At 62.0% G+C, this 24,571-nt stretch carries 25 protein-coding genes; 11 read left to right on the top strand and 14 right to left on the bottom strand.

What is annotated here, in order from left to right:
* Positions 1-39 precede the first annotated feature (39 nt).
* Both PNAP_RS01935 and PNAP_RS01930 read right to left on the bottom strand, forming a co-directional pair.
* A complete protein-coding gene (locus PNAP_RS01935; RefSeq protein ID WP_041376913.1) occupies positions 40-891 on the bottom strand; it encodes a creatininase family protein in 852 nt (283 codons plus the stop codon).
* 103 nt (positions 892-994) lie between these two features.
* The gene (locus tag PNAP_RS01930; RefSeq protein ID WP_041376459.1) at positions 995-1,270 is read right to left on the bottom strand and encodes a DUF3303 domain-containing protein; all 276 of its coding nucleotides are present in this window, start codon (positions 1,268-1,270) and stop codon (positions 995-997) included.
* 240 nt (positions 1,271-1,510) lie between these two features.
* Between PNAP_RS01930 and ftsH the strand changes: the two genes are divergently transcribed.
* Entirely contained in the window at positions 1,511-3,355 is a 1,845-nt protein-coding gene (ftsH, locus tag PNAP_RS01925; RefSeq protein ID WP_408633746.1) for an ATP-dependent zinc metalloprotease FtsH, read from the top strand.
* Here ftsH and PNAP_RS01920 read toward each other — a convergent pair.
* The 7 genes from PNAP_RS01920 to PNAP_RS26765 all read right to left on the bottom strand — a co-directional run bounded on the left by PNAP_RS01920 (position 3,348) and on the right by PNAP_RS26765 (position 9,110).
* On the bottom strand, positions 3,348-3,776 hold the full coding sequence (locus PNAP_RS01920; protein ID WP_011799817.1) for a universal stress protein: 429 nt from the start codon (positions 3,774-3,776) through the stop codon (positions 3,348-3,350). The two genes, ftsH and PNAP_RS01920, sit on opposite strands and share 8 nt — an antisense overlap.
* A 51-nt stretch (positions 3,777-3,827) precedes the next feature.
* Positions 3,828-4,286, bottom strand: coding sequence for a host attachment protein (locus PNAP_RS01915; protein WP_011799816.1), 459 nt, complete (start codon positions 4,284-4,286; stop codon positions 3,828-3,830).
* Between the two features lie 23 nt (positions 4,287-4,309).
* The gene (groL, locus tag PNAP_RS01910) at positions 4,310-5,944 is read right to left on the bottom strand and encodes a chaperonin GroEL (protein ID WP_011799815.1); all 1,635 of its coding nucleotides are present in this window, start codon (positions 5,942-5,944) and stop codon (positions 4,310-4,312) included.
* Positions 5,945-5,959: 15 nt separating this feature from the next.
* Positions 5,960-6,379: a sll1863 family stress response protein gene (locus PNAP_RS01905; RefSeq protein WP_011799814.1), complete on the bottom strand. Its 420-nt coding sequence runs from the start codon at positions 6,377-6,379 to the stop codon at positions 5,960-5,962.
* Positions 6,380-6,490: 111 nt separating this feature from the next.
* Complete coding sequence (locus tag PNAP_RS01900; RefSeq protein ID WP_011799813.1) at positions 6,491-8,149, bottom strand: B12-binding domain-containing radical SAM protein; 1,659 nt, start codon at positions 8,147-8,149, stop codon at positions 6,491-6,493.
* 191 nt (positions 8,150-8,340) lie between these two features.
* Entirely contained in the window at positions 8,341-8,619 is a 279-nt protein-coding gene (locus PNAP_RS01895) for a helix-turn-helix domain-containing protein (protein ID WP_086000553.1), read from the bottom strand.
* Between the two features lie 323 nt (positions 8,620-8,942).
* Positions 8,943-9,110 (bottom strand): hypothetical protein, encoded by a 168-nt coding sequence (locus PNAP_RS26765; RefSeq protein ID WP_157040194.1) that lies wholly within the window; start codon positions 9,108-9,110, stop codon positions 8,943-8,945.
* A gap of 663 nt (positions 9,111-9,773) precedes the next feature.
* Between PNAP_RS26765 and PNAP_RS25445 the strand changes: the two genes are divergently transcribed.
* Positions 9,774-11,450, top strand: a complete 1,677-nt coding sequence (locus PNAP_RS25445) for an RNA-directed DNA polymerase (protein WP_083758010.1) — start codon at positions 9,774-9,776, stop codon at positions 11,448-11,450.
* 448 nt (positions 11,451-11,898) lie between these two features.
* A complete protein-coding gene (locus tag PNAP_RS01885) occupies positions 11,899-12,900 on the top strand; it encodes a hypothetical protein (RefSeq protein WP_011799809.1) in 1,002 nt (333 codons plus the stop codon).
* Between the two features lie 391 nt (positions 12,901-13,291).
* On the opposite strand, the gene PNAP_RS01880 is transcribed toward PNAP_RS01885, so the two are convergent.
* Entirely contained in the window at positions 13,292-13,786 is a 495-nt protein-coding gene (locus tag PNAP_RS01880) for a DUF2127 domain-containing protein (RefSeq protein WP_011799807.1), read from the bottom strand.
* 1 nt (position 13,787) lies between these two features.
* On the bottom strand, positions 13,788-14,357 hold the full coding sequence (locus PNAP_RS01875) for a cytochrome b (RefSeq protein WP_011799806.1): 570 nt from the start codon (positions 14,355-14,357) through the stop codon (positions 13,788-13,790).
* Positions 14,358-14,522: 165 nt separating this feature from the next.
* On the opposite strand from PNAP_RS01875, the gene PNAP_RS01870 reads away from it, so the two are divergent.
* Entirely contained in the window at positions 14,523-14,846 is a 324-nt protein-coding gene (locus PNAP_RS01870) for a DUF167 domain-containing protein (protein ID WP_011799805.1), read from the top strand.
* A gap of 72 nt (positions 14,847-14,918) precedes the next feature.
* On the opposite strand, the gene PNAP_RS01865 is transcribed toward PNAP_RS01870, so the two are convergent.
* Positions 14,919-15,617 carry a nucleotidyl transferase AbiEii/AbiGii toxin family protein gene (locus PNAP_RS01865; RefSeq protein WP_011799804.1) on the bottom strand — a complete coding sequence of 233 codons (699 nt, stop codon included), beginning with the start codon at positions 15,615-15,617 and terminating at the stop codon, positions 14,919-14,921.
* Between the two features lie 9 nt (positions 15,618-15,626).
* A complete protein-coding gene (locus PNAP_RS01860; protein ID WP_232290738.1) occupies positions 15,627-16,067 on the bottom strand; it encodes a helix-turn-helix domain-containing protein in 441 nt (146 codons plus the stop codon).
* 237 nt (positions 16,068-16,304) lie between these two features.
* Here PNAP_RS01860 and PNAP_RS01855 point away from each other — a divergent pair, with 237 nt between their 5' ends.
* From PNAP_RS01855 to PNAP_RS01845, 3 genes are all read left to right on the top strand, one after another.
* Complete coding sequence (locus PNAP_RS01855) at positions 16,305-18,452, top strand: protein-disulfide reductase DsbD family protein (RefSeq protein ID WP_011799802.1); 2,148 nt, start codon at positions 16,305-16,307, stop codon at positions 18,450-18,452.
* 69 nt (positions 18,453-18,521) lie between these two features.
* Positions 18,522-18,986 carry a CoA-binding protein gene (locus tag PNAP_RS01850; RefSeq protein ID WP_011799801.1) on the top strand — a complete coding sequence of 155 codons (465 nt, stop codon included), beginning with the start codon at positions 18,522-18,524 and terminating at the stop codon, positions 18,984-18,986.
* A gap of 3 nt (positions 18,987-18,989) precedes the next feature.
* Positions 18,990-19,724, top strand: a complete 735-nt coding sequence (locus PNAP_RS01845) for a hypothetical protein (protein WP_011799800.1) — start codon at positions 18,990-18,992, stop codon at positions 19,722-19,724.
* Positions 19,725-19,833: 109 nt separating this feature from the next.
* Here PNAP_RS01845 and PNAP_RS01840 read toward each other — a convergent pair whose 3' ends face one another.
* Complete coding sequence (locus PNAP_RS01840) at positions 19,834-20,289, bottom strand: DUF4262 domain-containing protein (RefSeq protein WP_011799799.1); 456 nt, start codon at positions 20,287-20,289, stop codon at positions 19,834-19,836.
* Between the two features lie 400 nt (positions 20,290-20,689).
* Here PNAP_RS01840 and PNAP_RS01830 point away from each other — a divergent pair, with 400 nt between their 5' ends.
* The 4 genes from PNAP_RS01830 (at position 20,690) to PNAP_RS24840 (ending at position 24,554) form a co-directional block, all read left to right on the top strand.
* Positions 20,690-22,015 carry a class I SAM-dependent methyltransferase gene (locus tag PNAP_RS01830; RefSeq protein ID WP_011799798.1) on the top strand — a complete coding sequence of 442 codons (1,326 nt, stop codon included), beginning with the start codon at positions 20,690-20,692 and terminating at the stop codon, positions 22,013-22,015.
* A 196-nt stretch (positions 22,016-22,211) separates the two neighbouring features.
* The gene (locus tag PNAP_RS01825) at positions 22,212-22,529 is read left to right on the top strand and encodes a hypothetical protein (RefSeq protein WP_157040193.1); all 318 of its coding nucleotides are present in this window, start codon (positions 22,212-22,214) and stop codon (positions 22,527-22,529) included.
* 7 nt (positions 22,530-22,536) lie between these two features.
* The gene (locus PNAP_RS01820; protein ID WP_157040192.1) at positions 22,537-23,121 is read left to right on the top strand and encodes a GTP-binding protein; all 585 of its coding nucleotides are present in this window, start codon (positions 22,537-22,539) and stop codon (positions 23,119-23,121) included.
* Positions 23,118-24,554: a phosphatase domain-containing putative toxin gene (locus PNAP_RS24840; protein ID WP_011799795.1), complete on the top strand. Its 1,437-nt coding sequence runs from the start codon at positions 23,118-23,120 to the stop codon at positions 24,552-24,554. The genes PNAP_RS01820 and PNAP_RS24840 overlap by 4 nt, the downstream gene beginning before the upstream one ends.
* Positions 24,555-24,571: the final 17 nt, after the last annotated feature.

The following is a 24,571-nucleotide window of genomic DNA, read 5'->3' as shown; positions in this document are numbered from 1 at the left end:
ACCCCTGGCTTGGGGGTTTTGTTTTTGCGGCGGCCAATATCAGCATGCCGTGGCGTCGCGCAGCGTATCGGGCGGCAGCTGGTCGATTTCAGCCAGCAGTTGTGCCAGGCTGCGGCCCATGGCAGACAGCAGCGCATGGCCTTTTTCGGCTGTGGCCGCCAGCGCATTGCCGACCGCGCCGTGCGGGTTGTAGTCCTGCATCTGCCAGCCCAGCTTGGCGCTGCGGCCGTCGCCCAGGATGCCAAAGCGCTCCGAGCGGTCCTGCGAGGTGGAATGGAAATCCTGCGCCTTCGCCATATCGACCTGCCCGGGCCTGAGCGCCAGCATCATCGAAGTTTCGATCTCGCCGGCATGGATGCCGAAGCGGTGCTCGTGGGCGCTGAACCGCGCCGCCACCGAGTCGCCGCGCTCATCGACCAGCGGCAGGTTGAAGGAATTGACGCTGTACACCAGCATGCCAAGGCGGGTGCGCAGGTCGCGCGCCACCACGTCCATCAGCCCGACCTGGCCGCCGTGCGAATTGAGCAGCACAAGCTTCTTCACGCCGGTACTGGCGACCGACTCGGCCAACTCGGTCCAGAGCCGCAGGATGGTTTCGGCCTTGAGCGTCAGCGTGCCGGCAAAGCGCGTGTGCTCGGGGCTGAAGCCGATGGATTGCGTGGGCAAAAACAGCACCGGCAGGCTGGCCGGCAAGTGCGGCAGCGCGCTGGCGATCACGCCATCGACCAGCGTGGCATCGACATTGAGCGGCAAATGCGGGCCGTGCTGCTCGATGGCGGCCACCGGCAGCACCGCAATGCAGCGGTCCAGTTCCAGGCGCGCAAAGTCGGGGCTTTTCAGGTCGGCCCAGAAACGGGGCAAGGCGGGTGGAGCAGGCGGTGCAAAAGTCATGCGCGTATTTTGGGCCATTGCGGCGGGCGCCCGGCTGAATCACTTCAGCCTGCGCCGCCACTGCCAGCTCTTTTGGGCGCGCAAGCGATGCGCGGACCGGCGCTCAGCGTTTACCAAGCGTCGCCAGCACCGCGCCTGCGTCGGCGTCCTCGACGCAGGGCGTCACCACGATGGCGATCACGTCGGCCCATTGCGCCTGGAAGAGGAACATGGCCTTCGCGTCGCTCGACTCGGTGATCGCGAAACCCTGGCCGTTCATGCCGTGCCAGCGCCCCAGCATCTCCACGCCCTGGGGCGGCGCGCCCCCGGTCTCCAGAAAGCGCGCCACGGCGGCGTTGTAGCTAGCCGGCGGCAAGGTCCAACTGACGATGTATTTCATGGCAGTCTCCCGAAATCGTTGGCAAGGGTTGACGCGGCTTGCACATATCGACATATCGCGGCCTCGCGCCATCCCGATCCCATTGGCCCGCCTGGGGTTTTCCAGCCTACACCGCAAATCAGCCGAATGAAAGCGCAGCCATGCCCACCAGGCCGGGCAAACGCGGCGCCCTTGACAATTGTCATCAGGCCCGCGCCCTGCCGCGCGTAGCCTCACGGTTCAGACGATATGCCTGGGGAGATGGAAGTGGACCCGAAACAGAGCTGGAACCTTGGCTACTGGGTGCTTGCGCTGGCGCTTTTGCTGCTGTTCCAGAATGTCTGGCAAAGCGCCAGCGAAGCCCTGCCGGTGCCCTACAGCGAGTTTGAAAAAGCCCTGAGCGAAGGCCGCATCGCCGAGGTGTCGGTGACCGACCGCACCCTCATTGGCCGCCTGAAAACGGCCGAAGGCAAAAAAACCACGCTACTGTCCACCCGGGTCGAACCCGACCTGGCGGCGCGGCTGGAGCGCTACAACGTGCCCTACACGCGCGTCGTCGAGAACACGTTTTTCAGGGATTTGCTGTCGTGGACCTTGCCGACCCTGATCTTCTTTGGCGTGTGGTTCTTCCTGTTCCGCCGCTTCGCCGACAAGCAGGGCATGGGCGGCTTTTTGTCGATTGGCAAAAGCCGCGCCAAGATTTACGTGCAGACCGACACCGGCGTCACCTTTGCCGACGTGGCCGGCGTCGATGAAGCCCGGCATGAACTGGAGGAAGTGGTGGACTTCCTCAAGCATCCGCAGGAATACGGACGCCTGGGCGCCCACATTCCCAAGGGCGTGCTGCTGGTCGGCCCGCCCGGCACCGGCAAGACGCTGCTGGCCAAGGCGGTGGCGGGCGAGGCCGGCGTGCCCTTCTTTTCGATCTCGGGCAGCGAATTCGTCGAGATGTTCGTCGGCGTCGGCGCAGCCCGGGTGCGCGACCTGTTCGAGCAGGCGCGCGGCATGGCGCCGGCCATCATCTTCATTGACGAGCTTGATGCGCTGGGCCGCGCGCGCGGCGCCTTTCCCGGCCTGGGCGGGCACGACGAAAAAGAGCAGACGCTGAACCAGCTGCTGGCGGAAATGGACGGTTTCGACGCCTCGGTCGGGCTGATCATCCTGGCGGCGACCAACCGGCCCGAAATCCTCGACCCAGCGCTGCTGCGGGCCGGCCGCTTTGACCGCCAGGTGCTGGTGGACCGGCCCGACCGCAAGGGCCGCACCGACATCCTGAAAGTGCATGTGCGCAAGGTCAAGCTCGACCCCGGCCTGGACCTCGGAAACGTAGCCGCCCTGACGCCGGGCTTCAGCGGCGCCGACCTGGCCAACCTGGTGAACGAAGCCACGCTGGTGGCCACCCGGCGCAAGGCCGACCTGGTGACGCTGGCGGACTTCACCGCCGCCGTGGAGCGCATCGTCGCCGGCCTGGAGCGCCGCAACCGGGTGCTCAACCCGAAGGAGCGCGAGGCCATCGCGTTTCACGAGATGGGCCATGCGCTGGTGGCGCTGGCCCAGCCGGGCACCGACCCGGTGCACAAGGTGTCGATCATCCCGCGCGGCATCGGCGCGCTGGGCTACACCATCCAGCGCCCGACCGAAGACCGCTACGTGATGACGCGCCCCGAGCTGGAGCAGAAAATCGCCGTGCTGCTGGGCGGGCGCGCGGCCGAGAAGCTGGTGTTTGGCGTGCTGTCCACCGGCGCGGCCGACGACCTGGCCAAGGCCACCGACATGGCCCGCGACATGGTCACGCGCTACGGCATGGACGACAACCTGGGTTACGTGGCCTTCGAGCCCAGGCGCCAGCAGATGCTCGACGTGCCGGCCGACCTCATGCAGCCGCACAGCCCGGCGGTTTCAGAACACACGCAGCGGCGCATCGACGACGCCATCCGAACCATCGTGATGGACGGCTTTGCCCGCGCCAGCGCCATCCTGGGCGCCAACCGGCCGGTGCTGGAGCGTGGCGCACATGCCTTGCTTGAAAAGGAAACCCTGGACGAGGCGGCCATTCGCGCCCTGGCCGCCGACCTGCGCCCGAGCGAGCGGCAGGCGCTTACTTGACCAGCAGCACCGGAACGGGTGACTGATGCAGCACCCGCTGGGCCACCGAGCCCAGCAGCATGTTGCCCACCGCCCCCATGCCGCGCGTGCCCAGCGCAATCTGGTCAACCTGCCGGTCCTTGGCGATGCGCACGATTTCATTGGCGATCACGCCATAGGCGCGGGCGGGCGCGACGACCTTGAGCCCCGCGACCCGGGCATGCTCCATGGCCTTGGCCAGGATGGCGTTTTGCTGAACGATCTGCTCGTCCTCGATCTTCTGGATGGTCGCGGCGGTGTAGCTGCCGTAAAAAAGGGGTTCAGGGCTGACGCAAAGCAAGGTAGCCTCCAGTTCAAGCGAGGAGCGGGCCATGGCGGCCACCGCCTCGATGGCCCGGTCAGCATGCTCGGAACCATCCACCGCGATCAGAATTTTCAACATACCGTGCTCCCGTTTTTTGTAGTCTGGAATCAAAAAAACCTGCCCTTTGCTTCAATCAGGCAGTTGCAAGGCGTCATCAACGCGCTGCTTCAAGTCAAGCCCCTGGTAGCGCGTCAGGTCGCTCGCAACACTGCGTTTCACCGCCTTGTCGGCAGCAGGGCTCAAACAGGGCCTGATCTCGCCCAGCATCGGGCTGGTCGCAATCAGCACAATCGCGTGGCACTGTTGCCCGGCGATTCCTTCGTTGAGGTGGTCCGCGAGCTGCCGGGCAAAGCTGGCGCGCTCTTTCGCGTGGGCTTCGGTATGGGGCTCGAACTGCGTGCCGGCGTGCCCGGTGCGGCCGTGGCCCTTGCCGGCTGCGCCCGTCAGGTCGCCGCCACCGGCCTGCCCCTCAAGGCTGGCCTGGGGATGCACAAAGTCGCTCAGTTCGGTGAGTGAATGATCGGCGCCATGCCGCTCGAAACAGCGTGCCCGCTCGGCATTCGCTATCAGAATCCAGGTCTTTTCCATGATGCTCCTTTGTTTGGCGTGACTCAAAACATGGGCGAGCTGCCTTCCGGATTCAGCGCGCCCTCTTCGGATGACGGCTTGGGCGCCGTGGCAATCATGCAGTCGGTGGTGAGAATCAGGCTGGCAATGGAGGCGGCATTTTGCAGCGCCAGCCGCGTGACCTTGGCCGGGTCGATGACCCCCATCTGCAGCAGGTCGCCATAGGCGCGCGTGGCCGCGTTGTAGCCAAATGCCGGGTCCGGCGATTCGTCAACCCGGTTGAGAATCACCGAAGGCTCGTCGCCCGCATTGCTCACGATGCGGCGCAAGGGCTCTTCCAGCGCGCGCGACACCAGCCGAATACCGGACGTTTCATCGAGCGTGCCGCCGGTCAGCCCCGCCAGGGTGCGGCGCGCCCGCAACAAGGCCACGCCGCCACCCGGAACGATGCCCTCTTCCACCGCCGCGCGCGTGGCATGCAGGGCGTCTTCAACGCGCAGCTTGCGCTCCTTCAACTCGGTCTCTGTGGCCGCGCCGACCTTGATCAGGGCGACGCCGCCCGACAGCTTGGCCGCGCGCTCGTCGAGCTTTTCGCGGTCGTAGTCGCTGGCGGCCAGTTCGCGCTCCTTGCGGATGGTGGCAATCCTGTCCCTGATCGCCTGCGGCTTGCCCGCGCCACCGATCAGGGTGGTGCTTTCCTTGGTGATCTCGGCGCGGGTGGCGCGCCCCAGATCCTGCAGCCTGACCTTGCCCAGCGTCAACCCGACCTCGTCGCTGACGACCGTGCCGCCCGTCAGCACCGCAATGTCCTGCACCATCGCCTTGCGCCTGTCGCCGAATCCCGGCGCCTTGACGGCGCAGGTTTTCAGGGTGCCGCGCATCGTGTTGATCACCAGCGCCGCCAGCGAGTCGCTGTCCACGTCCTCGGCAATCACCAGCAGCGGGCGGCCGGCCTTGACGACTTCCTCCAGCAAAGGCAACAGGTCATTGAGCGAAGTCAGCCGGCCTTCACACAGCAAGATGGACACGTCTTCGAGCACGGCGCTTTGCCGCTCTGCATTGTTGATGAAGTACGGCGACAGGAAACCCCGGTCGAACTGCATGCCTTCGACCACTTCCAGCACGCTGACCAGCCCGGAGCCGTCCTCGATGGAAATCGCGCCTTCACGCCCCACCTTGTCGATGGCGCTGGCCAGCAGGTCGCCGATGGAGCGGTCGTTGTTGGCCGATATCGCCGCCACATGCGCGATTTCCTGGGAGCTGGCGCAGGGCTTGGCCATGCGCTGGAGTTCGGCCACCACCGTGTCGATGGCCAGTTCAATGCCGCGCTTGAGGTCCATCGGATTCATGCCGCCGGCCAGATAGCGCAGCCCCTCCTGGATCATGCCGTGGGCCAGCACCGTGGCGGTGGTGGTGCCGTCGCCCGCCATCTCGCTGGTGCGGGCCGCCACTTCGCGCAGCAGCTGCGCACCCATGTTTTCAAACCTGTCCTCAAGCTCTATCGACTTGGCCACCAGCACGCCGGAGTTGACGATCTGCGGCGGGCCGAAGTCGCGCTCCAGGATCACGGTTCGCCCGCGCGGCCCCAGCGTGACCTTCACGGCTTCGGCCAGCGCCTCCACCCCGCGCCAGATTTTTCCCCTGGCAGCGTCGTGAAAAATGAGTTGTTTGGGTTTCATGGTCGGGAGTTGGCCTCAGACCGGGTTCTTGCGAAAGTTCTCGACGCCGCGCTTGAGTTGCTCCAGCGAACTGCTGAACGACGCTTTGACCTGGTTCCAGGATTCCACCGTGGCGGCTTTCAGCGCGGCCAAACGCTGCTGCGCTTCACCCAGATCGGCTTCGAGTTTTTTGACTTCCTCGCCAAGCCTGGTCTTGGTCTGGGCGCCCGAAGCCTCGGCTTTTGCCTTGAATTCGGCAATCGTCACCTTCAGCTCGTCCAGCTCTTTTTGAGCGGCCTGCGCAAAGGCCGTGCGCTCACCCTCCGGGGGGCTGGCCTGGCCTGACGGCGCAGGGGATTTTTGAAGTTCCGGCATGGGCGACTTGATCTTGTCGCACGCAACGGACGCGGCGGCAACCACGAGGACCAGGCCAATGACCGACAAGGATTTTTTCATGATTGACTCCTTTTCCCCGGAATGACGATGACAAGCTGAAATCTAGCCCCGGCCCGGCCAGCCTCCTTGAGAAACATCAATCGCCCGCGAGTCAGCGGTAAAAATCCCGGCTCAGGCAGCCGCCGCCGCTTGTTGAATGGCGTCGCGGTGCGTTTGCTGGCTGACATGCCGGCCCTGCCGCTCGGACCGGGGCTTGGCCGCCCCTGCCGGCAAGTCCGCACGCCCGGCAGCCAGCAGATCCGCCAGGCATTGCGGCCGGCCGCGCGCGCCGCTGGCGCGGTAATCGGCCAGCAGCGCGGCGCGCACCGCGTCATCGTTCAGCCCGCGCACTGCCGTCAGGTGCTCAAACAGCACATCGACCAGCTTTTCCAGCGCGAATTCATGCGTCTTGGCCGTCGTGCGCCAGAGCCAGTCGCTGAAGTCCAGGAAATGGTGAAAGGCCGAACCCGCCACCTCCGGGCCATCCCGCAGCAGCAGGCGCAGCGCCGCTGAAAACCGGCCCGAGTTGGCGACCATTTCCCAGTAGCGCGCAAAGCGCTGGATGCGCTGCATGGTCGCAAAGTCAATCGTCGAGGTTTGCAGAATCGTGTACGGCGTCTGCGGGTCGTAGGCCATCGCAAAGTCCAGCGTGTGCCGCGTGATCGGCGTGCCGCGCAGCCGCTTCAAGATGCCGAACTGGATTTCATGCGGAGCGAGTTCATGCAGGCGGTCAAAGCCCTCGGCAAAGCTCTGCAGCGTCTCGCCCGGCAGGCCGAAGATCAGGTCGGCGTGAACATGCGCCTGGCTTTGCGTGACCAGCCAGCGCAGGTTCTCGGCGGTTTTTGCATTGTCCTGCTTGCGCGAAATGCGCTGCTGCACCTCGGGGTTGAAGCTCTGGATGCCGACCTCGAACTGCAGCGAGCCGGCCGGAAACTGCGCGATCAGCGCTTTCAGCCGCTCGTGCAGGCTGTCGGGAACAACCTCGAAATGCACGAACAGCCCCGGCGCGGCCTGCACCGCGCCCGCCTCGTCCTTCATGCGGTCCAGGAAAAACTGCAGGATGCGCACCGAAAAATCCACCTTCAAATTGAACGTGCGGTCCACGAACTTGAAATTGCGCGCCCCGCGCCGGTAGAGCAGCGCCATTTCGGCCATGAAGCGGTCCAGCTCGAAGGCCCACGCGGTCTTGTCGAGCGAACTCAGGCAGAACTCGCACTTGAACGGGCAGCCGCGCGAGGCTTCGACATACAGCAGGCGCTTGGCCAGATCCTCGTCGGTGTATTCGCCGTAGGGCAAGGCCAGCGCGTCCAAAGGCGGCTGCTCGCCGGCGATGATTTTCATCAGCGGCTGCGGGCCGTCGAGCAAGGCGCGGCACAGCTTGGGAAAACTCACGTCGCCCCAGCCGGTGACCACATGGTCGGCCAGCCGGCAGATTTCCTGCTCGCCGGTTTCAAAGCTGACCTCCGGCCCGCCGAGCACGATCTTGATGTCGGGGCGCAGGGTTTTCAGGAGGCGCACGACCTGCGTCGTTTCGACCACGTTCCAGATATAGACGCCCAGCCCGATCACCTTGGGGCTGAGCGCCAGCAGGCTTTCGACGATCTGCACGGGCCGCTGCCCAATAGTGAATTCGCGCAGCTGCGTCACGGCGCGCAGGCCGGCGCCGCCGTGGCGGTCCAGGTTGGCCAGCAGGCAGCGCAGGCCCAGCGCGGCGTGGATGTACTTGGCATTGAGCGTGGCCAGGACGATGGCGGGCGAAAAGGTCGAATCAGGCGCTTGAGGGGAAGGCATGGCGGGATTATCAGGCGCTGAATCGGGAACCGGCGCATGCGGCGACGCTGCAGTCGGTGTTTGCGCCGGGTTGAGGCGGCGCGGGGTGCATTTTTTAAGCAAAATCGGCTTGTAGCGCACGCTGCGTATGCGCAAGCAGCTATTTTATTTATAGCAAATCGGTTCGCTTCATACACAAGCAGCGCAGCCGATCAGACTGCCAGCCTGACCGCCTCCGGCGTGCGCGCCGCAATGCGCAGCAGCGTCTTGGCCGCGCCGGATGGCTCGCGCCTGCCTTGCTCCCAGTCCTGCAAGGTACGCACCGACACGCCCAGCAGCGCTGCAAATTCGGACTGCGACATTCCTACCTTCGCCCTGGCGTCGGCGGCAGGCGTCAGGGCGACAACAGTCGTGCGCGCCGCCTTGCCCGCCTTCATTTGTCGGACGGACGCCAGCAGGTCATTTTGGAATTGTTCCATTTCCGCGTCGATTGGTTTAGCCATGTTCCACCTCGTGTTTAAGTTGTGCCAAAAATGCAGCCGGCAGGTTGTCGAATTTGCTTTCGCATAGACGATCAACAGCCAGATGCGCCCCTCAAGCTCGTTGAAATAAATCACCCGCGCGCCGCCGCGCCTGCCCCTGCCGCTGCGGCTCCAGCGCACCTTGCGGCAGCCGTTGGAGCCCGGCACCACATCGCCGGCCAGCGGGTTGGCCGCAATCCAGTTGATGAACTCGACGCGCTCAGCCTCAAGCCACACGCCTTCAGCGTACTTTTGAAAAATCTCGGTTTCAGAAACGGTGTGCATGGTTGTAATCATACGGCATTGCCGTACAAAATCAAGAAGGCACGTCGGCCAGGATTCGCATTGGCATGCGTGGCCTTGTGCTGGTTGCCCAGGTGCAGCGCCAGCAGGCGGCTATCAATGCGGGCTTCGGCTTTGACGATGGCCAGCGTGAAGACGTCGGGGGCGGCGGCGCTCATGGGGCGCTGCCCTTACTCGATGCGCCGTTGACGCTCTTGCTGCCACTCGATGTGGTGGCGGCGGCGCTGAGGGCTGCGGGGAAATCTCAATAACCCCGTAACGCCCGGCGCTACGCACGCTGGACAAGGTGCGGCTGGTGAAGCGCCTGGGTGCCGTGCATCCGGCGACGCTGCAACAACTGCTGACGACGCTGGAGACGGTGTTTGCGCTGGGTTGAGGCGGTGCGGGGTTGATTCTTTAAGCTAAATCGGCTTTTAGTGCTTGCTGCGTATGCGCTAGCAGCTATTTTATTTATAGCGAGTCGGTCCGCTTCGTACACAAGCAGCGCAGCCGTTGAACGAACCTTAGCGCCAGCCGGGCATGGCATGACAACAGGCGGTACAGCGTGCTACGCTATCAGATTCATAGCTGTATATGCAAGTACAGACTGCGCTAAAGGCATAAATAGCTTGAAAATCGTATTACTCAGTCCGCTGGGCGTGCGGGTTGCAAAGGCAGATTCATCCGCTGAATTTCAGGTTTTTTTGGCCGACTGGAAACCGAACAGATGATGAAATTAAAAATACTAAATATTTGCACTCCTAAGTTGTAAGTGCGAGTAACATGAAATTTATCACTGCCATAAAACTACTTAAATCACGGCTTTCAACTTCTATAAATTCATGTTATCAAATCCTCAAGAGTGGTTTCACTCAACAAAAGAAAAACTAAGTCCATCCGACATACTCACTGGTCTCTTGGATCATGGTTTATTTTCCGATAAAGTTCCAGCTTGTTTTACATCAATTGGGTTAGCGAAAATTGCATCTGATACATTGAAAGAAATTTTTGAAGAAACAGATGAAGCCAAGTTAAAAAAGAAAATTAAACCCTACTCTCACGATTACATTCGTTATGACGCGCTGCGGGACATCAATATTCCTAGACATCTTGGCATTCCTCATCCAGGATCTTATGCTATTCAGGCACTCGCACTTTCAAAACATTGGCAGGTAATTGCCGAACATTGCAATCAGCCTGATCCTTCAATTAGCCGAGTTCATGTTCGGAAGATGGGTAGCGATAGTATCTTCAAGATGAATTACAAAGGTAGTGAACGCTACCAACTTGAAGAAGATGAAATTAATTGGATGGCAGGCGCTCAATTCGTTGTCAAAGCAGATGTCGCGTCCTGCTATCCAAGTATTTATACGCATTCTATTCCTTGGGCACTCCATGACAAAATCACAACAAAGAAAAACCAAAAAATTACTGAACTGGCTGGAAATCTTTTAGATAAATGCACACAAAATACTCGCGATGGACAAACCAATGGTTTACTTATAGGACCTCATGCTTCTAGCATTATTTCTGAAATTATATTAACCAAAATTGATACTGATCTACAGAAAAAATATAAAAAAATTGTGCGCCACATTGATGACTACACATTTTTTGCCGACACCTTTGATGAGGCAGAAAAATTTGTTAAAGACTTAGGTCTTTGTTTGCGTTCTTATGAAATGTCACTTAATTACAAAAAAACAAGTATTTTGCCACTACCTACGCCTAGTGTGGAAGACTGGATTCATCGGATTAATAGTTTTGATTTTCCCAAAGATCAAGAAATTGGATTTTCAAAAATCAGATCTTTTCTTGATCTTGCGTTGGAATGTTCACGCATAGCAGGTAAATCCACTCCCCTAAGCTACGCAATCAAAATCTTAGCAGGAAATACAAATTCTATAAAATTAAACATAAGAGCCAAACGCCTCTATGTTTTAGAAGTCATGAATATGGCGCTTGTATATCCATACCTTGTACCATTACTTGATAAAGCAGTTTTTGATAAATATGGACACCCTGGCTTAGCTGATAAAGTTTCTAAGCTCTCGACTTCACTAATAAGGCTGGGAGTTCGAAAACTTTACTTTGACATCATTGCACATGCTTTTTACTACGCCCTAAAACATAATGTCACGCTCGATTTGAAAGATAATGAATTTATTGAAATAATCAACCTAAACGATTGTATTTCCAATGTTATGCTTTTTGCATATGCAACGAAACACAACCTCTATGAAGTGATCAAAGAAATCAACAATTTTGGGAAGCTGTTAAAGTTAGCAGACTCGCGTGAAAAAGATAAAAACTGGTTATTAATTTATCAACTTTGGTCAGTAAGTGAACTCAATGGAAGTGGGCAAAAATTTCTCGCCGATTTGAAATCTATAAATTTTCAATTTCTTGTTGTACCTCAACCTGTAGTGGAAGTCGAAACGCCAGATGAATCTATTATCTCCCCTCTTGATTCAATTTCTATCGACAATCAATTGGTTAATGTAACTGAGCAAAAATAAAATAAACAACCACCAGTTAAAGCCTCGATTTATTTAGTTAACAGATATAACTAGCTTTTCCAAATTTCTGCTTCACCGAACCCGATTGGTCCTCTACAATTTCCCCGGCTATACTTCCCCCCAAGTCCACATCAAAAAAAGGTGTGGCCGAGATTGGTCTCTCGAATCACTCTGCGACAAAAGCCGCAGTTTTCCCGCAGAACCTGCGGCTTCATCATTTTTGCCTCCAGTTTTGGCGGCTCGGATGGGGGAGCCTCGGCTCCGCCGGTTTTCGCAAGAGTGCCCGGTAGACCAACCCGTTCGAGCTGCCGCCCCCGATTGGTCTCGGGTGCGGCGGTTTTTGCAAACTGCACTCTTGGAGGCCATTCATGGCTGACTCTTCCGCACACCCGCCCGTGGCATTCCACGGCGCCCATCTTTTCGCCCTCACCCGCAAAGGCGGTGCCACATGAGCGCCAGCCTGAGCCTTGATCTGGCCGCCCGTCTCTGGCGCTGCGCCCTGCCCCGTGGCATTTCCAAGCTGGTGCTGCAGTGCTTTTGCCACCACGTCAACAACGAATCCGGCCTGAGCTGGCCGTCCATCGCCCGCGTGGCGCTGATGTGCGGCCTGAGCGCGCGCGCCGTGCAGGGGCATGTGCGCGGGCTGGTCACGGCGGGCATCCTGCGGCCCCGGCTGCGCATCGGCCACGCCACGCGCTACACGGTTCACCTGGACGGCTTGATGCCGCTGGTGTTCGCGGCCGCGCCGGGCGCTGGCGCGGTGGACCACCCGGCCCCGACCCCTGCAGCTTTTGCCGTGACCCCCGCAGAAAACGGCACGCCACCCCCGCAGATTTCGACACCGACCCCCGCAGAATCTGCACCCATAACTGTCTTGAACCGTCAAGAGAACACAGAAGGAACAGGCGCACCGGCCTTGCCGGCGGCGCTGATGGTGGTCGATGGCGTGAACCCCGAAGTCCTGGCCGACTTCGCGGCCATCCGCCAAGCCAAGCGCACGGGGCCGGTCACGGCGGCGGTGATCGAGGCGATTGGCCAGCAAGCCCGCCTTGCCGGCTTGAGCTTGGAGCAGGCGCTGCAGACCTGCTGCGAACCGCGCCGCCGCTGGGCGCGGTTCGAGGCCGGCTGGCTTCAGGCCACGCCCGGTGGCCGCGCCATCAGCCCCGCCGCCACGGCCACCACGGCGGCAGCGCCAGCGCCCGCGCTGTGGAAACCGCCAGTCGCCAGGCCCGCAGCGCCCGAGGTCGTGGCCGCTGGCCGCGCCCGCATCGCCGCCCTGCGCCAAGCCACGGTGGGCGCGGGCCTGGGCAGCAGCAAGGGCTGCGGCTGGGCGCACGCGGCCATCGAAAAACACCAGTCCGGCCAGCCCGTGCGCCGCGCCGTGCTGCGCGACGCCTGCGCCGCGCTCAGGCTGAACCCGGCGAGTTTGGCTGCGGCGCGGATGCACTGACAGACCTCGCCAGATTCATCTGGATGAAAATTCGCTTAAACGTGCCCCGGCAAAACTACCGATGACCGCCGCCGTGAGAGCCCCGGCCACCGCCGTGAAAACCTCTACCGCCTCCATGAAAGCCTCCGCCCCTTGAGTAAAAGCCGAAGTTGAAAAAGACGGGCGGCCCCACGTACACGGGGTCGTAGTAATAAGGGGAGTAATACGATGGGGCTGCATTGACGGGTGCAGGCGCATAAATGGGCTGGCCATTGACGTCCGTGCCGTACACATAGGGTCCGGGGGGACCATAAACCGCACACCCGCCCAAGGCAGACAGCGCAATTAGCGAAAAGATCAGGCGTTTCGCCACGCCTTTCGTGACTTTTTTCATCATTGTTGGAGCTGCCGTTCATCCCCATAGTTCAATAGAATTTTTGCTTGAGCGAATTGCCACGCGCCGGCGCCATAAGCGATACGCCAGAAAAACCACGATCAATACATTCACCGCCAGAACCCCTGCGCTGATGAGGCTTGGCCGATGCAGCAAGTGGCGCCATTCAAAGGGAATGTAGATTCCGCCCGACAAGGCGCCCAGCAGCGCGCCCCATGCGCGTTCGCGCCACAGGGCGTAGGCTTCGGCCAGGCGCAGCGCCGCATAGCCGCACAAAAGAAGCATCAAGGTGCTGACCGGCGTGCTGTTCAACAGGTCAACGTAGTGCAAAAAGAGCGAGGGGAAATGCTGCGCGGGATTGAGGCCGAAGTGCCCGACCAGCTCCAGCGCGAGATGCCGGATATCGTGGTGCAGCAGGCTCAGCAGCCCCAAGCCGCTGGCGATGGCGGCAAGGCCCTTTAGCCCTTCAAACGCGGCGATGGTTTTGAGCGCCCGGTCCTGAACCGAGGCCATTTCAGCGCGGCCGCTTGGCGGGCAGCATGCTCAAGAGAACGCCATCCTTGACAATGACATGGTGGTAAATCGCTGCGGCGGCGTGCAGCCCGGCCAGCCACATGATGGCGTCGCCCAGGAATTGATGCACCTCGCCCCAGTCGGCCAGTTTTGCGATGGCGGAGTTGGCAATCAGCGGCATCTGGTCGATGCGCACGCCGCCCAGCAGCGTCAGCGGATGGGACTCGCTGCCCAGCGCCAGCAGCGCCGTGACCGGCAAGGCCAGCAACAGCGCCCACAGCGCCGCGTGCATCAGTTTGGCCGAGATGTGCATCCAGCCGGCCATAGGAATCTGCGGTGCGGCAGGCCGCAACGCCAGCCACAGCAGGCGCAGCACGGTCAGCGCCAGCACCGTCAGGCCCAGGGTTTCGTGCCAGACAATGTCGCTTCGGGTCGCAGGGTCGATGCCTTGGCGCATGAGCCGCCCGAAGCCTTCCGGCCCAAGGATGAAGGCGATGGTCACGACGATGGCCGTGAGCCAATGAAACGCCAAGCTCAGTGCGTCGTAATGGGATGTGGATTGCCGATTCATAAAAAGCCCCCTGGAGTCTTGGGGCCATTGTGCGGCACCTTTATTAAGCCATGCTGAAACGCATCGTTTTCCCGGCACGGCCAGCGCCTATCATCGCCAGACCATGCCCCATTCCGCCCTGAACCATCCCGCCCAGCCCGCAACCCAACGCCGCCAACCCGCCGCATGAGCCGGGGCCAGATCCGCAACATCACGGGCGAGTCCTTCTTTGCCTGGGACGGCGACGTGCTGGTGGTCAACATCCTGGGCAAGCCCAGCGCCGGCAAGGACGCCATCGGCAAGCCCAAGGGCACACAGCTCAAGGTCAGCGTGACGGCCGCGCCGCTGGCGGGCAAGGCGACCGACCACATGGTGCGCTTTCTGGCGCCGCTGTTCGGCGTGGCCGTGGCCGACATCGAGGTGGTGTTCGGGCGCGAGAACGTCAACAAGCAGTTGCGCATCCGGGCGCCGAAAAAACTGCCGGCGGTGTTTTTGCCGCCAGCCCCGTAAATCACTACTTTATTGATAGCTGCTTGCGCACGCTGCTATTGCGCCAGAGGCCAATTTGACCAATATTTCTGGTCAATTCCTGCGCAGCGCCCGAAGCCGCTGCCACACCACGGCCTTGGGTTCCACCATGGCCATGGCCTGCATGCAGCGCTCCAGCCAGCCCTGCCGGGTTTGCAGCCGCAAAAGAGCCTTGTCCAAGTCCTGCCGGATGGCCTGGCCATAGGCGCCGTGCGCTTTCAGCAGTGCCTGGCGCAGCAGTGCCAGCGACGGCTTCATCATGGCCAGGTCAATTACGTCGCGGTTGAATACGCCGTCGTCGCCCCATCGGTCTGAATTGGCCAGCAGCTTGGACGCAGCCATGTCCAGGGGGCTCAACGTGGCGACACCGCAGACTTCATCTTTCGCCGTCGGCGCCGCCAGCTGGATGCGGCCCTCCAAAATAATCTCGAACTTGATGGGCTGACCGTCCACACGCAGCAGGGTCCGAATGCCATATTGATCCGCCCGCACCTCCTTGATTTGCTCCAAGGGTGCCGCCTGGGCATGAACAATGCCGGCAATGCCGCCGGGGTTGGTCAGCAACTGGCGCAGGTTGCGGTAGCTGGCAAGGCTTGATACCAGAAAGTCCATGTCAACCGACTCACGGTATTCGCCATAGCGCAGCGCGATGGCCGTACCCCCGCCAAACAGACAGAGGTTTTCACGCAGCAGCGGCGCATTGAGCGCGCGCAGTACCTGTGCAATGCGCTGGTGGTGGGGTCGTTCAAACATGGCGGGCACTCATGTCAGGGCCAGGCGCAAGGCATCGACCAGCTGTTGCTCATGCGGCTGCAGCGCTGCCACGTCGATATGGCGCCAGTTGCGCTCATAAATGCTGAGCGCCTCGGCCGGTGTCAGTTCATCCACGCCCTGCACATGCCAGGCGAGTTGCTTGAGCTGCGGGTAATCACCCAGGCGCACGCGCGCCGGAATCCAGCCGGTGTGATCGGCGGCAGGCGCAACGGCGGCGGGGTCGGCTGGCAGGCTCAGGCTGAAGTCCAGCCCCAGCGCTGCCATGACGTTCAGGTAGGCCGCCATGGTGACGGCGGGCGCGCCCTTTTCCATGCGGTGCAAAGTCACGCGCGACAGGCCAGCCGCCTCTGCAGCCACCGTGGCGCTGAGCCTAAGTGCCTTGCGGCGGGTACGAATCTGCTGCCCCAGCGCACCCAATCGGGTGGCCATGGCGTTTGAGATGGCAAGGGGTGGTGCTGGCATAGTGTTTCTCATTTTATGCATTTAGGCCAAAATGTAAATAATGAGAAACCAATCCAAGGGCACGCAGCGCAAGGGCAGTGTTTGCGCCACCACCCGACAAGCCATAAGGCATTTCACGGCGAGCGCACAATCCCGGCACGGGCCGCGCTTTGCCAGCCCTGCGCCGCCGGAACCAAAGGCGGGGCCGCTGCTCAGACCCTCATCATGAATTTCCACCGCATTCTTTCTGCTCTGTTTTTAATAGCTGCTTGCGCCCTTCCTGTATGCGCAAATGCCCAAAATGACCTGATAAAAACGTCACAGGCCCGCCCCGTGGTCACGACCGAACAGGTGCGCGCCGAACTGCTGGCCTGGGCGCCCGAGGGCGTCGAGCCGGGCAAGCCGGTCTGGCTGGGCCTGCAGCTGGCGCACCAGCCCGAATGGCACACCTACTGGAAGAATTCCGGCGATTCAGGCCTGCCGACGATGCTCGAATGGCAACTGCCGGCCGGCGTCACGGCGGGCGAGATCGCCTGGCCGACGCCACGCAAAATCCCCATCGGCACGCTGGCCAACTACGGCTACGAAGGCACGGTGCTGCTGCCGGTGCCGCTCACCGTCGCGCCCGGCTTCAATGCCGCGCAACTCGACGTGAAGCTCAAGGCCGCCTGGCTGGTCTGCCGCAAGGAATGCATCCCGCAGGAGGGCGAGTTCACCTTAAGCCTGCCGGCCCGGGGCTCGACGGCGGCCAGCGGCGCCTTGTTCCAGGCCGCTTTCGACGCCACGCCAAAACCGCTGCCCACGGGCGGCAGCCAGATCGAAGTCAGCGGCAAGGCGCTGAAAGTCTCGCTGGCCGGCCTGCCCGCCGCGCTGCAGGGAAAAACGCTGGCGCTGTTCCCCGAAACCGCCGGCATCATCGAGCCGGCCGCGCCGTGGCGGCAGGAATGGCAGGGCGCGCTCTGGACGGCTGAGCTGCCGCTGTCCGCCCAGCGCACCGACAGCCCGGCGCGCCTGCCGCTGGTCGTGGCCTTGGGCGATGCCGCCTGGCGCATCGACGCACCCGTCAGCGGCGACTGGCCTGCCGCCGCCAGCGTGGCCGTGGTGTCGCCGGCGCTGCAGGCAGCGCTCAAGGCCAATGCGGCCGCCCCGGCTGCGCCCATTCAGCCCGGCCAGCCGCCCCTTGGCCTGCTGGCCGCGCTGCTCGGCGCGCTGCTGGGCGGGCTGATCCTGAACCTGATGCCCTGCGTGTTCCCGGTGCTGGCGATCAAGGTGGTCGGCTTCGCGAGCCAGAAAAGCCAGGCCGCGCGCCTGACCTCCGGGCTGGCCTACAGCGCTGGCGTACTCCTGTCGTTTCTGGCGCTGGGCGCGCTGCTGCTGGGCCTGCGCGCGGCGGGCGACCAGCTCGGCTGGGGATTTCAGCTGCAAAATCCGGCGGTGGTGGCGGCGCTGGCGGCGCTGTTCACGCTGCTGGGGCTGAACCTGGCCGGGCTGTTCGACTTTGGCGTCATCCTGCCCAGCCGCGTCGTCAACCTGCAGGCAAAAAACCCCAGCGTCAATGCGTTTTTGTCGGGCGTGCTGGCCACGGCGATTGCCTCGCCCTGCACCGCGCCCTTCATGGGCGCGTCGCTCGGTTATGCCGTCGGCCTGCCGGCGCTGCAGGCGCTGGCGGTGTTCGGCGCCATCGGCATCGGCATGGCGCTGCCCTACCTGGCGGCCAGCGCGCTGCCGGCCGTGGCGCGCGCCCTGCCCCGGCCCGGCGCGTGGATGGTGACGTTCAAGCAGCTGATGGCGTTTCCGATGTTTGCCACCGTCGCCTGGCTGGTCTGGGTGCTGGGCCAGCAAAGCGGCATCGACGGCGCGGGCGCGCTGCTGGCGCTCCTGGTGCTGCTCGCGCTGGCTGTCTGGTCCTTCAGCCTGCGCGGCACGGCGCGCCGCGCCATCGCTACGGTTTCAGTAGCGCTCTGCGCTTTTGCGATATGGGCTATCGGCCCGAACATCATCAAGCCGGTGATCCCGCCAGCGGCCGCAGCCTCGGCCCGCTGGCAGGACTGGCAGCCCGGCCGGGTCGAGCAGCTGGCGGCGCAGGGCCAGAGCGTGTTTGTCGATTTCACCGCCGCCTGGTGCGTGACCTGCCAGTACAACAAGAAAACCACGCTGGCCAACGCCGACGTGCTGGCCGACATGGACGCCAAAAACGTCGCCCTGCTGCGCGCCGACTGGACGCGCCGCGACCCGGCCGTGACCAAGGCGCTGGCCGAACTCGGCCGCAGCGGCGTGCCGGTTTACGTGTTTTACAAGCCCGGCCGCGCGCCGGTGGTATTGTCCGAAATCTTGTCCGTGAGCGATGTCAGGGCCGAACTGGCCAAGCTGTGACGAGTTCATGCCGCATGCCCCGTCCCGCAGCCGCAAGCCTTGCCATCCCCAACCACCAGGAGCCACACGATGCAGCACCTTCCCGCCGCTGAACGCATTCCCTACATCCTCAACCATTGCCGCACCATCGCCGTGGTCGGCCTGTCGCCCAAGCCGCACCGGGCCAGCTTTGACGTGGCGCGCTACATGCAGGCCGCCGGCTACCGCATCATTCCGGTCAACCCGAATGCCGCCGAGGTGCTGGGCGAAAAAGCCTATGCCACGCTGCAGGAAGCGGCCCGGCACGAAAAAATCGACCTGGTGAACTGCTTCAGGAACAGCGAAGACATTCCGCCCATCGTCGATGAGGCCATCGCCATCGGCGCCAGGGCGGTGTGGATGCAACTGGGCATCGCCCACCCCGAAGCCGCCGCCAGGGCTGAAGCCGCCGGCCTGCTGGTGGTGCAGGACCACTGCATCAAGATTGACCACCGAGTGCTGATGTCCAGCGGCCTGCTCAAGCCGCTGGCGCAGCCGGCCGCGCCAGCGCGCTGAGACGTGCGTGAGTTTCGCGGCGCCCTGCCGCTTTTTGTTTTCCTGCTGGCCGCGCTGGCGGGCTGCGGCAGCTCGGTGCTCGGCACGCGCGGCGAAGCGCAGGTCGCGCCGCTGCGGCCGACGGAGCTGGCCCAGTCGGACGTGAACCGCATGGCCACCCTTGGCATGCGCGACAACCTGGACAGCCTGCTGCGCATCGCCGACAAGCTGTACCGGCGCAATCCGGCCGAATGGCGCCGGTCCGGTGCCAGCAGCCGTGAAGCGGCCCTGGCGGAACTGCGCCAGGCCATCGACAGCGCAACACCCTGGCCCGAACTGCAGGGCAAGCGCGACATCGCGGCGCTGTCGCTGGCGCTGAGCCCTGACTTCACCGGCGACCGCGTGGCGGCCTTTGTCGTGGCCAGCGCCGACATGCTGGTCACGGCCCACGGCGGCAAGACCAAGCTCTACCTGATTGACAGCCTGGACGCGCAACACCTCTACAACGCGGCGCGCAACATCGAAATCGCCGTCTGGCTGCTGTCGAGCCGGCGCAACGCTGCGGGCCAGCCGCTGCTGCTGGCCGACGACATCTCGGGCCTGGACCGCAACCTGAGTTTCGAGCGCGAATTCGGCAAGGTCATCGGCCGGCTCGACCTGCTGGCCGAAGTGGTGACCGAAAAATACCGGCGCGCCGTCATCAGCTATGTGCAGAACCTGGCGGGCGGGACGTTTTTGCAGTTTTTGCCGGTGCGGTGATGGGGATAGCGGCTGTTAACGTGAAGATGACCGGACCACAACAAATTGCGGCGAAGCCGCCGCCTGCTGTTTTGGGTCCGTGTCGATTGGTATGTTAAGGGGCACGGGTCTAACCTTGCTTCGCGAGTATGGGTTGACCCTGAATAAACGCCTCTGACGCGTCAGGCGCCCAAGGCCAAACTCCCTTGGTGGTCGGATAGATGATCTGAACTACGTCGAATTCTCGCCCGTCATAGAAATCGATGTTTTGGCCAAAATACTCGTCGTAGGTTGATCGTGGCACCGCACCTATGCATACCTCAAAGCCACCTAGAAACCCGGCGTAATATTTGCCAATCTCAAACCGTTCACCCTCGCGAGTCCGTCTGTTGTACTCGTTGATGACAGAGTGGGCCATGGGTCGCTTAAGGCCAATGACAAAAGCCTCAGGTGCGCCAGTCTCCTGCTGAATCCCTATGGAGTACGCGAAGGACGGCAGATCGCCGTCGGCATCGAACACATGCATAACACTGCAGCCGTACTTCCCAATATCCTCTTTCGTCCTTTGATCATCACCGCGTTCCATTTGTGCCCTTTAACGTGGTATATACCGCAAGGTAATGCGGCATAACGTGGAAACTTCAACTACAAAAACCGCCATTTACCGTTTTCCTTATTCAATGGTTAGCTACATTAAAAATAGCAGCAAACCCGGCAACTTCCAACAACTGCTTAGGTGCAGGTTCAGGCCGAATCTCGGCCAAACGCTGCAGGTTCCATATTCCCAATAGTAGAGTGGAATCATCTTGCCCCGCCAACACCGCCAAGGAATAAGCCCCTGCATATCGTAGATGCAGCTACAAGGGTGGCCGCTTTGCAAGCTTGCGAAAATTAAGCGCGATGGCAGCCAACCGGCGTGCTGCCACCAGCTAGCCGGCGCGCCGACAATAATCCCTTTCCCAGCCCCCAACTCCTTCAAGACGCCCATGCCCCAAAACCACCTGCCCAAGGTCAAAAGCCAGTACGAAGCCCTGCCCTATCCGCCCCGCAATCCGCAGGACGAGCCCAAGCGCCTGGTGCAGACCTGGCTGGAAGACCTGCCGATGATCAACCACTACTGCTTTGCCGGAAAGCAGTCGTTCAGCAACGGCTTCCGGGCGCTGGTGGCCGGCGGCGGCACCGGCGACGCGACGATTTTCCTGGCCGAGCAGTTGCGCCACACAAATGCCGAAATCGTCCACCTGGACATGAGCCACGCCAGCATCGTAGTGGCGCAGGAGCGCGCCAAAATCCGGGGCCTGACCAACATCACCTGGACTCATTACTCGCTCTTGAGCCTGCCCGCGCTGGGCCTGGGCAAGTTCGATTACATCAACTGCAGCGGCGTGCTGCACCACCTGGCCGACCCGGACCTGGGGCTGCGGGTGCTGCTGAGCGCACTCAAACCCGAGGGCGCCATCGGCCTGATGCTGTATGCCACGACCGGCCGAACCGGGGTGTACCAGATGCAGGCGCTGATGCGCCAGGTCAACGGCGTGGGCACCGGCCAGGAAGCCGACGACAAGCGCAAGATCGCCAATACCCGCGACCTGCTCGGCAGCCTGCCGGCCAGCAACTGGTTCATGGGCAGCGAATCGCTGTACCACGACCACAAGATGGGCGACGCCGGCATCTACGACCTGCTGCTGCATTCGCAGGACCGCTCGTACTCGGTGGGCGAGCTGTTCGACTGGCTGGGCAGCCAGCACGGCATGCACCTGAACTTCAGCGATGTGCAGCGCGGCCGCTCGCCGTATTTGCCGCACATGGTGCTGGGAGCCAAGCCACCCGCCATGGCCGCCGAGTTGCGCCAGCTGCCGCTGCGCCAGCAGTATGAAATGGCCGAGCTGATGATCGGCAACATCATCACGCATTCGCTCTACCTCACGCCCGATGCCGCGTGCGCCGCGCCGTATGGCGATGCCGCCTACATTCCGTTTTTCTACCATGAGCCGCTGACCGGCGAGATCGCGGCGCAGGTCTTTGGCAGCAACAAGGGCCAGCCCTTCAGGCTCACGCACCAGCATTCGGGCGTCTCGGTGATGGTCAATCCCGGAAAATACGGCGCCAAGATCCTGCGGCTGATCGACGGCCGGAAAAGCTTTGGCGAGATTTTCGAGGCGTTCCGCGCCGGCTGGCACGGCCAGGCCGCCGCGCCCGACAACGCCGCGCTGTTCGCCGACTTCGCCGAGTCCTATGACACGCTCAATGCGCTGGAACGCCTGCTGCTCAGGCACCCGGCCGCTGCGGCAACCAACGCGCAGGGCGCTTGAGGCCTGCATCCCAGGCTGAACATCAAAAGCAAGGTCATTTTTACAGGCGGCACAAGATGGCATGAAGCATGCATAACCGAGGGTATATGTAACAGAACTGTCACAAAAGGCGGTTCACAACATCTACCGACGGGCAAAAATGCAGACTCTTTCAAATGAAATTTCTTTTCTTGACAGCAACCTGCAACACAGAATTTTGCAGCTGGCTTCCTGGCCGCCCCTGTCAGAGCTGCTGCTCGACACCGCGCCGCAGGTGACCCGCATCTGTGCGCTGCTGGCGCGCAAGCCATCGGTCGGCATGCTGATTCCGGCGATGCTGGACATGCCGCCTCAAACCACTTACCCGCTGCTGCGTAAGCTTTACGACAAAGGCCACATTTGTGCCCTGGGCGGCACGGCGACGGCCGAACCAACCGCGCGGCCCCGTGCCGAGCCGGCGAAAACCCCCGAACTCCCTGCGGCGACCTCCTCATTTCTGGGCAAAGTCTGGCAACGGCTGACAAGCCGAAAGTAGGCCGCTCATGGAATGGGGGATTTTGTTCATGGGACCTGTGGGCTCGGGTAAGACCGAGGCCATCAAAAGCATTTCGGATATTGAAGTGATCAATACCGATGTGCGCGCCACTGACGATGTGCGCAAGCTCAAATCCCACACCACCGTGTCGATGGATGTCGGGGTTCTGCATTTGTCAGGCCATGACAAGCTGCGGCTGTATGGCGCGCCGGGGCAAGACCGGTTTGACTTCATGTGGGACATTTTGCTGCTGCAGGCCAAAGGGGTCGCGCTGCTGCTGAACCACGCCAGTGCAGACCCGCTGGCTGAACTCGATCATTACCTCCAGGCCATCCGTGAGCGCGCTCCTGGAAATGGCCTGCCCATGGTCATCGGGATCACGCACATTGACGAGAAACCCGAGCGGCCCTTGAGCATTTACGAGGACCACCTGCGCCAGGAAAAAATTGTGTTTTACGGTGTCATGCCGCCTGTGATCGAGGTGGATGCACGCCTTCGCAGCCATGTCCGCAGCTTGTTGCTGGTCATGGTGGCGCAGCTGGAGATGGCGGCGCGCTTTCCCAAAGTGATTCCTCGGCTGGCAGCGCGATGAAGCCGGTTCTTGTGCTTCAGGGATTTGGCGTGGCTTTCGGCACGCGCACCATCTTGCTCGACATGAGCCTGTCGATCCCGTCCAGGGGATGCACGGTGTTGCTCGGCCCCTCGGGCACCGGCAAATCCACCTTGCTGCGCAGCCTGGCGGGGCTCAACGATGCCAACCCTTCGATGCGAACCTGGGGCCAGCGCATTTACGAAGGCGAGCCGTTGTCGCCGCTGCACAGGCCGGCCATGGTGGCGCAAAAAGCGGATTTCCTGATGGCCACGGTTCAGGACAGCCTGGTCACCAAATTGCCGCAGCGCTCCAGCCTGACGCGTGCGCGGCAGCTCGACATGGTGCGCGATTTCCTGGAGAAAACCGGGCAAGCCGGCCTGACGGCCAAGCTGGCGACTCCGGTGATCGGCCTGCCGCCGCATGAGCGGCAGATCATCGCCATTCTCAGGCAGGTCCTGTCAGCGCCGGCCTTGCTCATGGTCGATGAGCCGACAGCGAATTTGCCGCCCGATGGCGCGCAAGCCGTTCTGGACCTGCTGGAAATCCTGGCGAGCGAACGGGCGGTGCTGATGGTGTCTCACCACCTGGCCCAGACGCGTCAGATTGCGCAGGAAGTCGTCCTGATGGCCGATGGCGTGGTCCAGGAAAGCGCGACCAAGGACGATTTCTTCCTGCGCCCGCAAAGCGCTGCGGCGCAGCACTACTTGCGCAGCGGCTCCTGCCCCGAGGCGGGAATCGCGGACCAGACCGCTGGCGATGCGCTTGCCGCCGCCCACGAGCCAGCGCGGCAGGCGTCGGTGAAACCCGGCCTTCCGGCTATGGCCGACAAAGTCCAGCCGGCCGCATCCTTGCCCGCAAGGCCGGCCATGCCGCACTGGCAGCCAGACCCGGCGGCAAAAAGCGCATTTTGCGGGCCTCGCGGCTTTGTCTGGCTGATTGAAGGAAAGCTGGCCGGAACGCCTTTGCCGGGCATCGTGCATGACACGCAGCAGGATCTGAACGCGTTGCGCAATGCCGGCATCACCCGCTTGATTTCCCTCACGGAAACCCCTTTCGATGCAACGCTGGCGGCACTCTACGACATCCAGTGCACGGCGCTGCCTATTCGTGACATGAACGCCCCGACATCGACCCAGGCCTGGTTTTTGTGCGAAAGCATTGATCGCTGCCTTCAGCGCGGCGAAGTGGTGGCGGTTCATTGCAAAGCCGGTCTTGGACGCACCGGAACGGTGCTGGCCATGTACCTGATCTGGCTGGGGGCCGGACAAGTTGGCGGCGCAGGCGCGATGGCGCAGGTGCGGCGCCTGGAGGCCAGGATGATCCAGTCGATTGAACAGGAAAAGTTTTTGGAAAAGTTTGCCCAGCTGGTGGCGCATCCACCGACAGGCAAGCCGTTTTCCAGCCCCGCCTTCAATGCGAAGAAGCCTTCTTAACTCAACCCATCCCAAAG

The organism is Polaromonas naphthalenivorans CJ2 (assembly GCF_000015505.1).
GTDB lineage: Bacteria > Pseudomonadota > Gammaproteobacteria > Burkholderiales > Burkholderiaceae_C > Polaromonas > Polaromonas naphthalenivorans.
This window is presented reverse-complemented; position numbering and strand designations above follow the sequence as displayed.

Bases quoted from the DNA above. Each gene is read 5' to 3' on its own strand.
- PNAP_RS01850 (WP_011799801.1), top strand. From the start codon at position 18,522: ATGCAGCACCTTCCCGCCGCTGAACGCATTCCCTACATCCTCAACCAT.
- PNAP_RS01860 (WP_232290738.1), bottom strand. From the start codon at position 16,067: ATGGCCACCCGATTGGGTGCGCTGGGGCAGCAGATTCGTACCCGCCGC.
- PNAP_RS01880 (WP_011799807.1), bottom strand. From the start codon at position 13,786: ATGGCCTCGGTTCAGGACCGGGCGCTCAAAACCATCGCCGCGTTTGAA.
- PNAP_RS26765 (WP_157040194.1), bottom strand. From the start codon at position 9,110: ATGAGCGCCGCCGCCCCCGACGTCTTCACGCTGGCCATCGTCAAAGCC.
- PNAP_RS01930 (WP_041376459.1), bottom strand. From the start codon at position 1,270: ATGAAATACATCGTCAGTTGGACCTTGCCGCCGGCTAGCTACAACGCC.
- groL (WP_011799815.1), bottom strand. From the start codon at position 5,944: ATGAAACCCAAACAACTCATTTTTCACGACGCTGCCAGGGGAAAAATC.
- PNAP_RS01840 (WP_011799799.1), bottom strand. From the start codon at position 20,289: ATGGAACGCGGTGATGATCAAAGGACGAAAGAGGATATTGGGAAGTAC.
- PNAP_RS01920 (WP_011799817.1), bottom strand. From the start codon at position 3,776: ATGTTGAAAATTCTGATCGCGGTGGATGGTTCCGAGCATGCTGACCGG.
- PNAP_RS01885 (WP_011799809.1), top strand. From the start codon at position 11,899: ATGAGCGCCAGCCTGAGCCTTGATCTGGCCGCCCGTCTCTGGCGCTGC.
- PNAP_RS01830 (WP_011799798.1), top strand. From the start codon at position 20,690: ATGCCCCAAAACCACCTGCCCAAGGTCAAAAGCCAGTACGAAGCCCTG.
- PNAP_RS01855 (WP_011799802.1), top strand. From the start codon at position 16,305: ATGAATTTCCACCGCATTCTTTCTGCTCTGTTTTTAATAGCTGCTTGC.
- PNAP_RS01915 (WP_011799816.1), bottom strand. From the start codon at position 4,286: ATGGAAAAGACCTGGATTCTGATAGCGAATGCCGAGCGGGCACGCTGT.
- ftsH (WP_408633746.1), top strand. From the start codon at position 1,511: ATGGAAGTGGACCCGAAACAGAGCTGGAACCTTGGCTACTGGGTGCTT.
- PNAP_RS01905 (WP_011799814.1), bottom strand. From the start codon at position 6,379: ATGAAAAAATCCTTGTCGGTCATTGGCCTGGTCCTCGTGGTTGCCGCC.
- PNAP_RS01875 (WP_011799806.1), bottom strand. From the start codon at position 14,357: ATGAATCGGCAATCCACATCCCATTACGACGCACTGAGCTTGGCGTTT.
- PNAP_RS01935 (WP_041376913.1), bottom strand. From the start codon at position 891: ATGACTTTTGCACCGCCTGCTCCACCCGCCTTGCCCCGTTTCTGGGCC.
- PNAP_RS01865 (WP_011799804.1), bottom strand. From the start codon at position 15,617: ATGTTTGAACGACCCCACCACCAGCGCATTGCACAGGTACTGCGCGCG.
- PNAP_RS01900 (WP_011799813.1), bottom strand. From the start codon at position 8,149: ATGCCTTCCCCTCAAGCGCCTGATTCGACCTTTTCGCCCGCCATCGTC.
- PNAP_RS01870 (WP_011799805.1), top strand. From the start codon at position 14,523: ATGAGCCGGGGCCAGATCCGCAACATCACGGGCGAGTCCTTCTTTGCC.
- PNAP_RS24840 (WP_011799795.1), top strand. From the start codon at position 23,118: ATGAAGCCGGTTCTTGTGCTTCAGGGATTTGGCGTGGCTTTCGGCACG.
- PNAP_RS01820 (WP_157040192.1), top strand. From the start codon at position 22,537: ATGGAATGGGGGATTTTGTTCATGGGACCTGTGGGCTCGGGTAAGACC.
- PNAP_RS25445 (WP_083758010.1), top strand. From the start codon at position 9,774: ATGTTATCAAATCCTCAAGAGTGGTTTCACTCAACAAAAGAAAAACTA.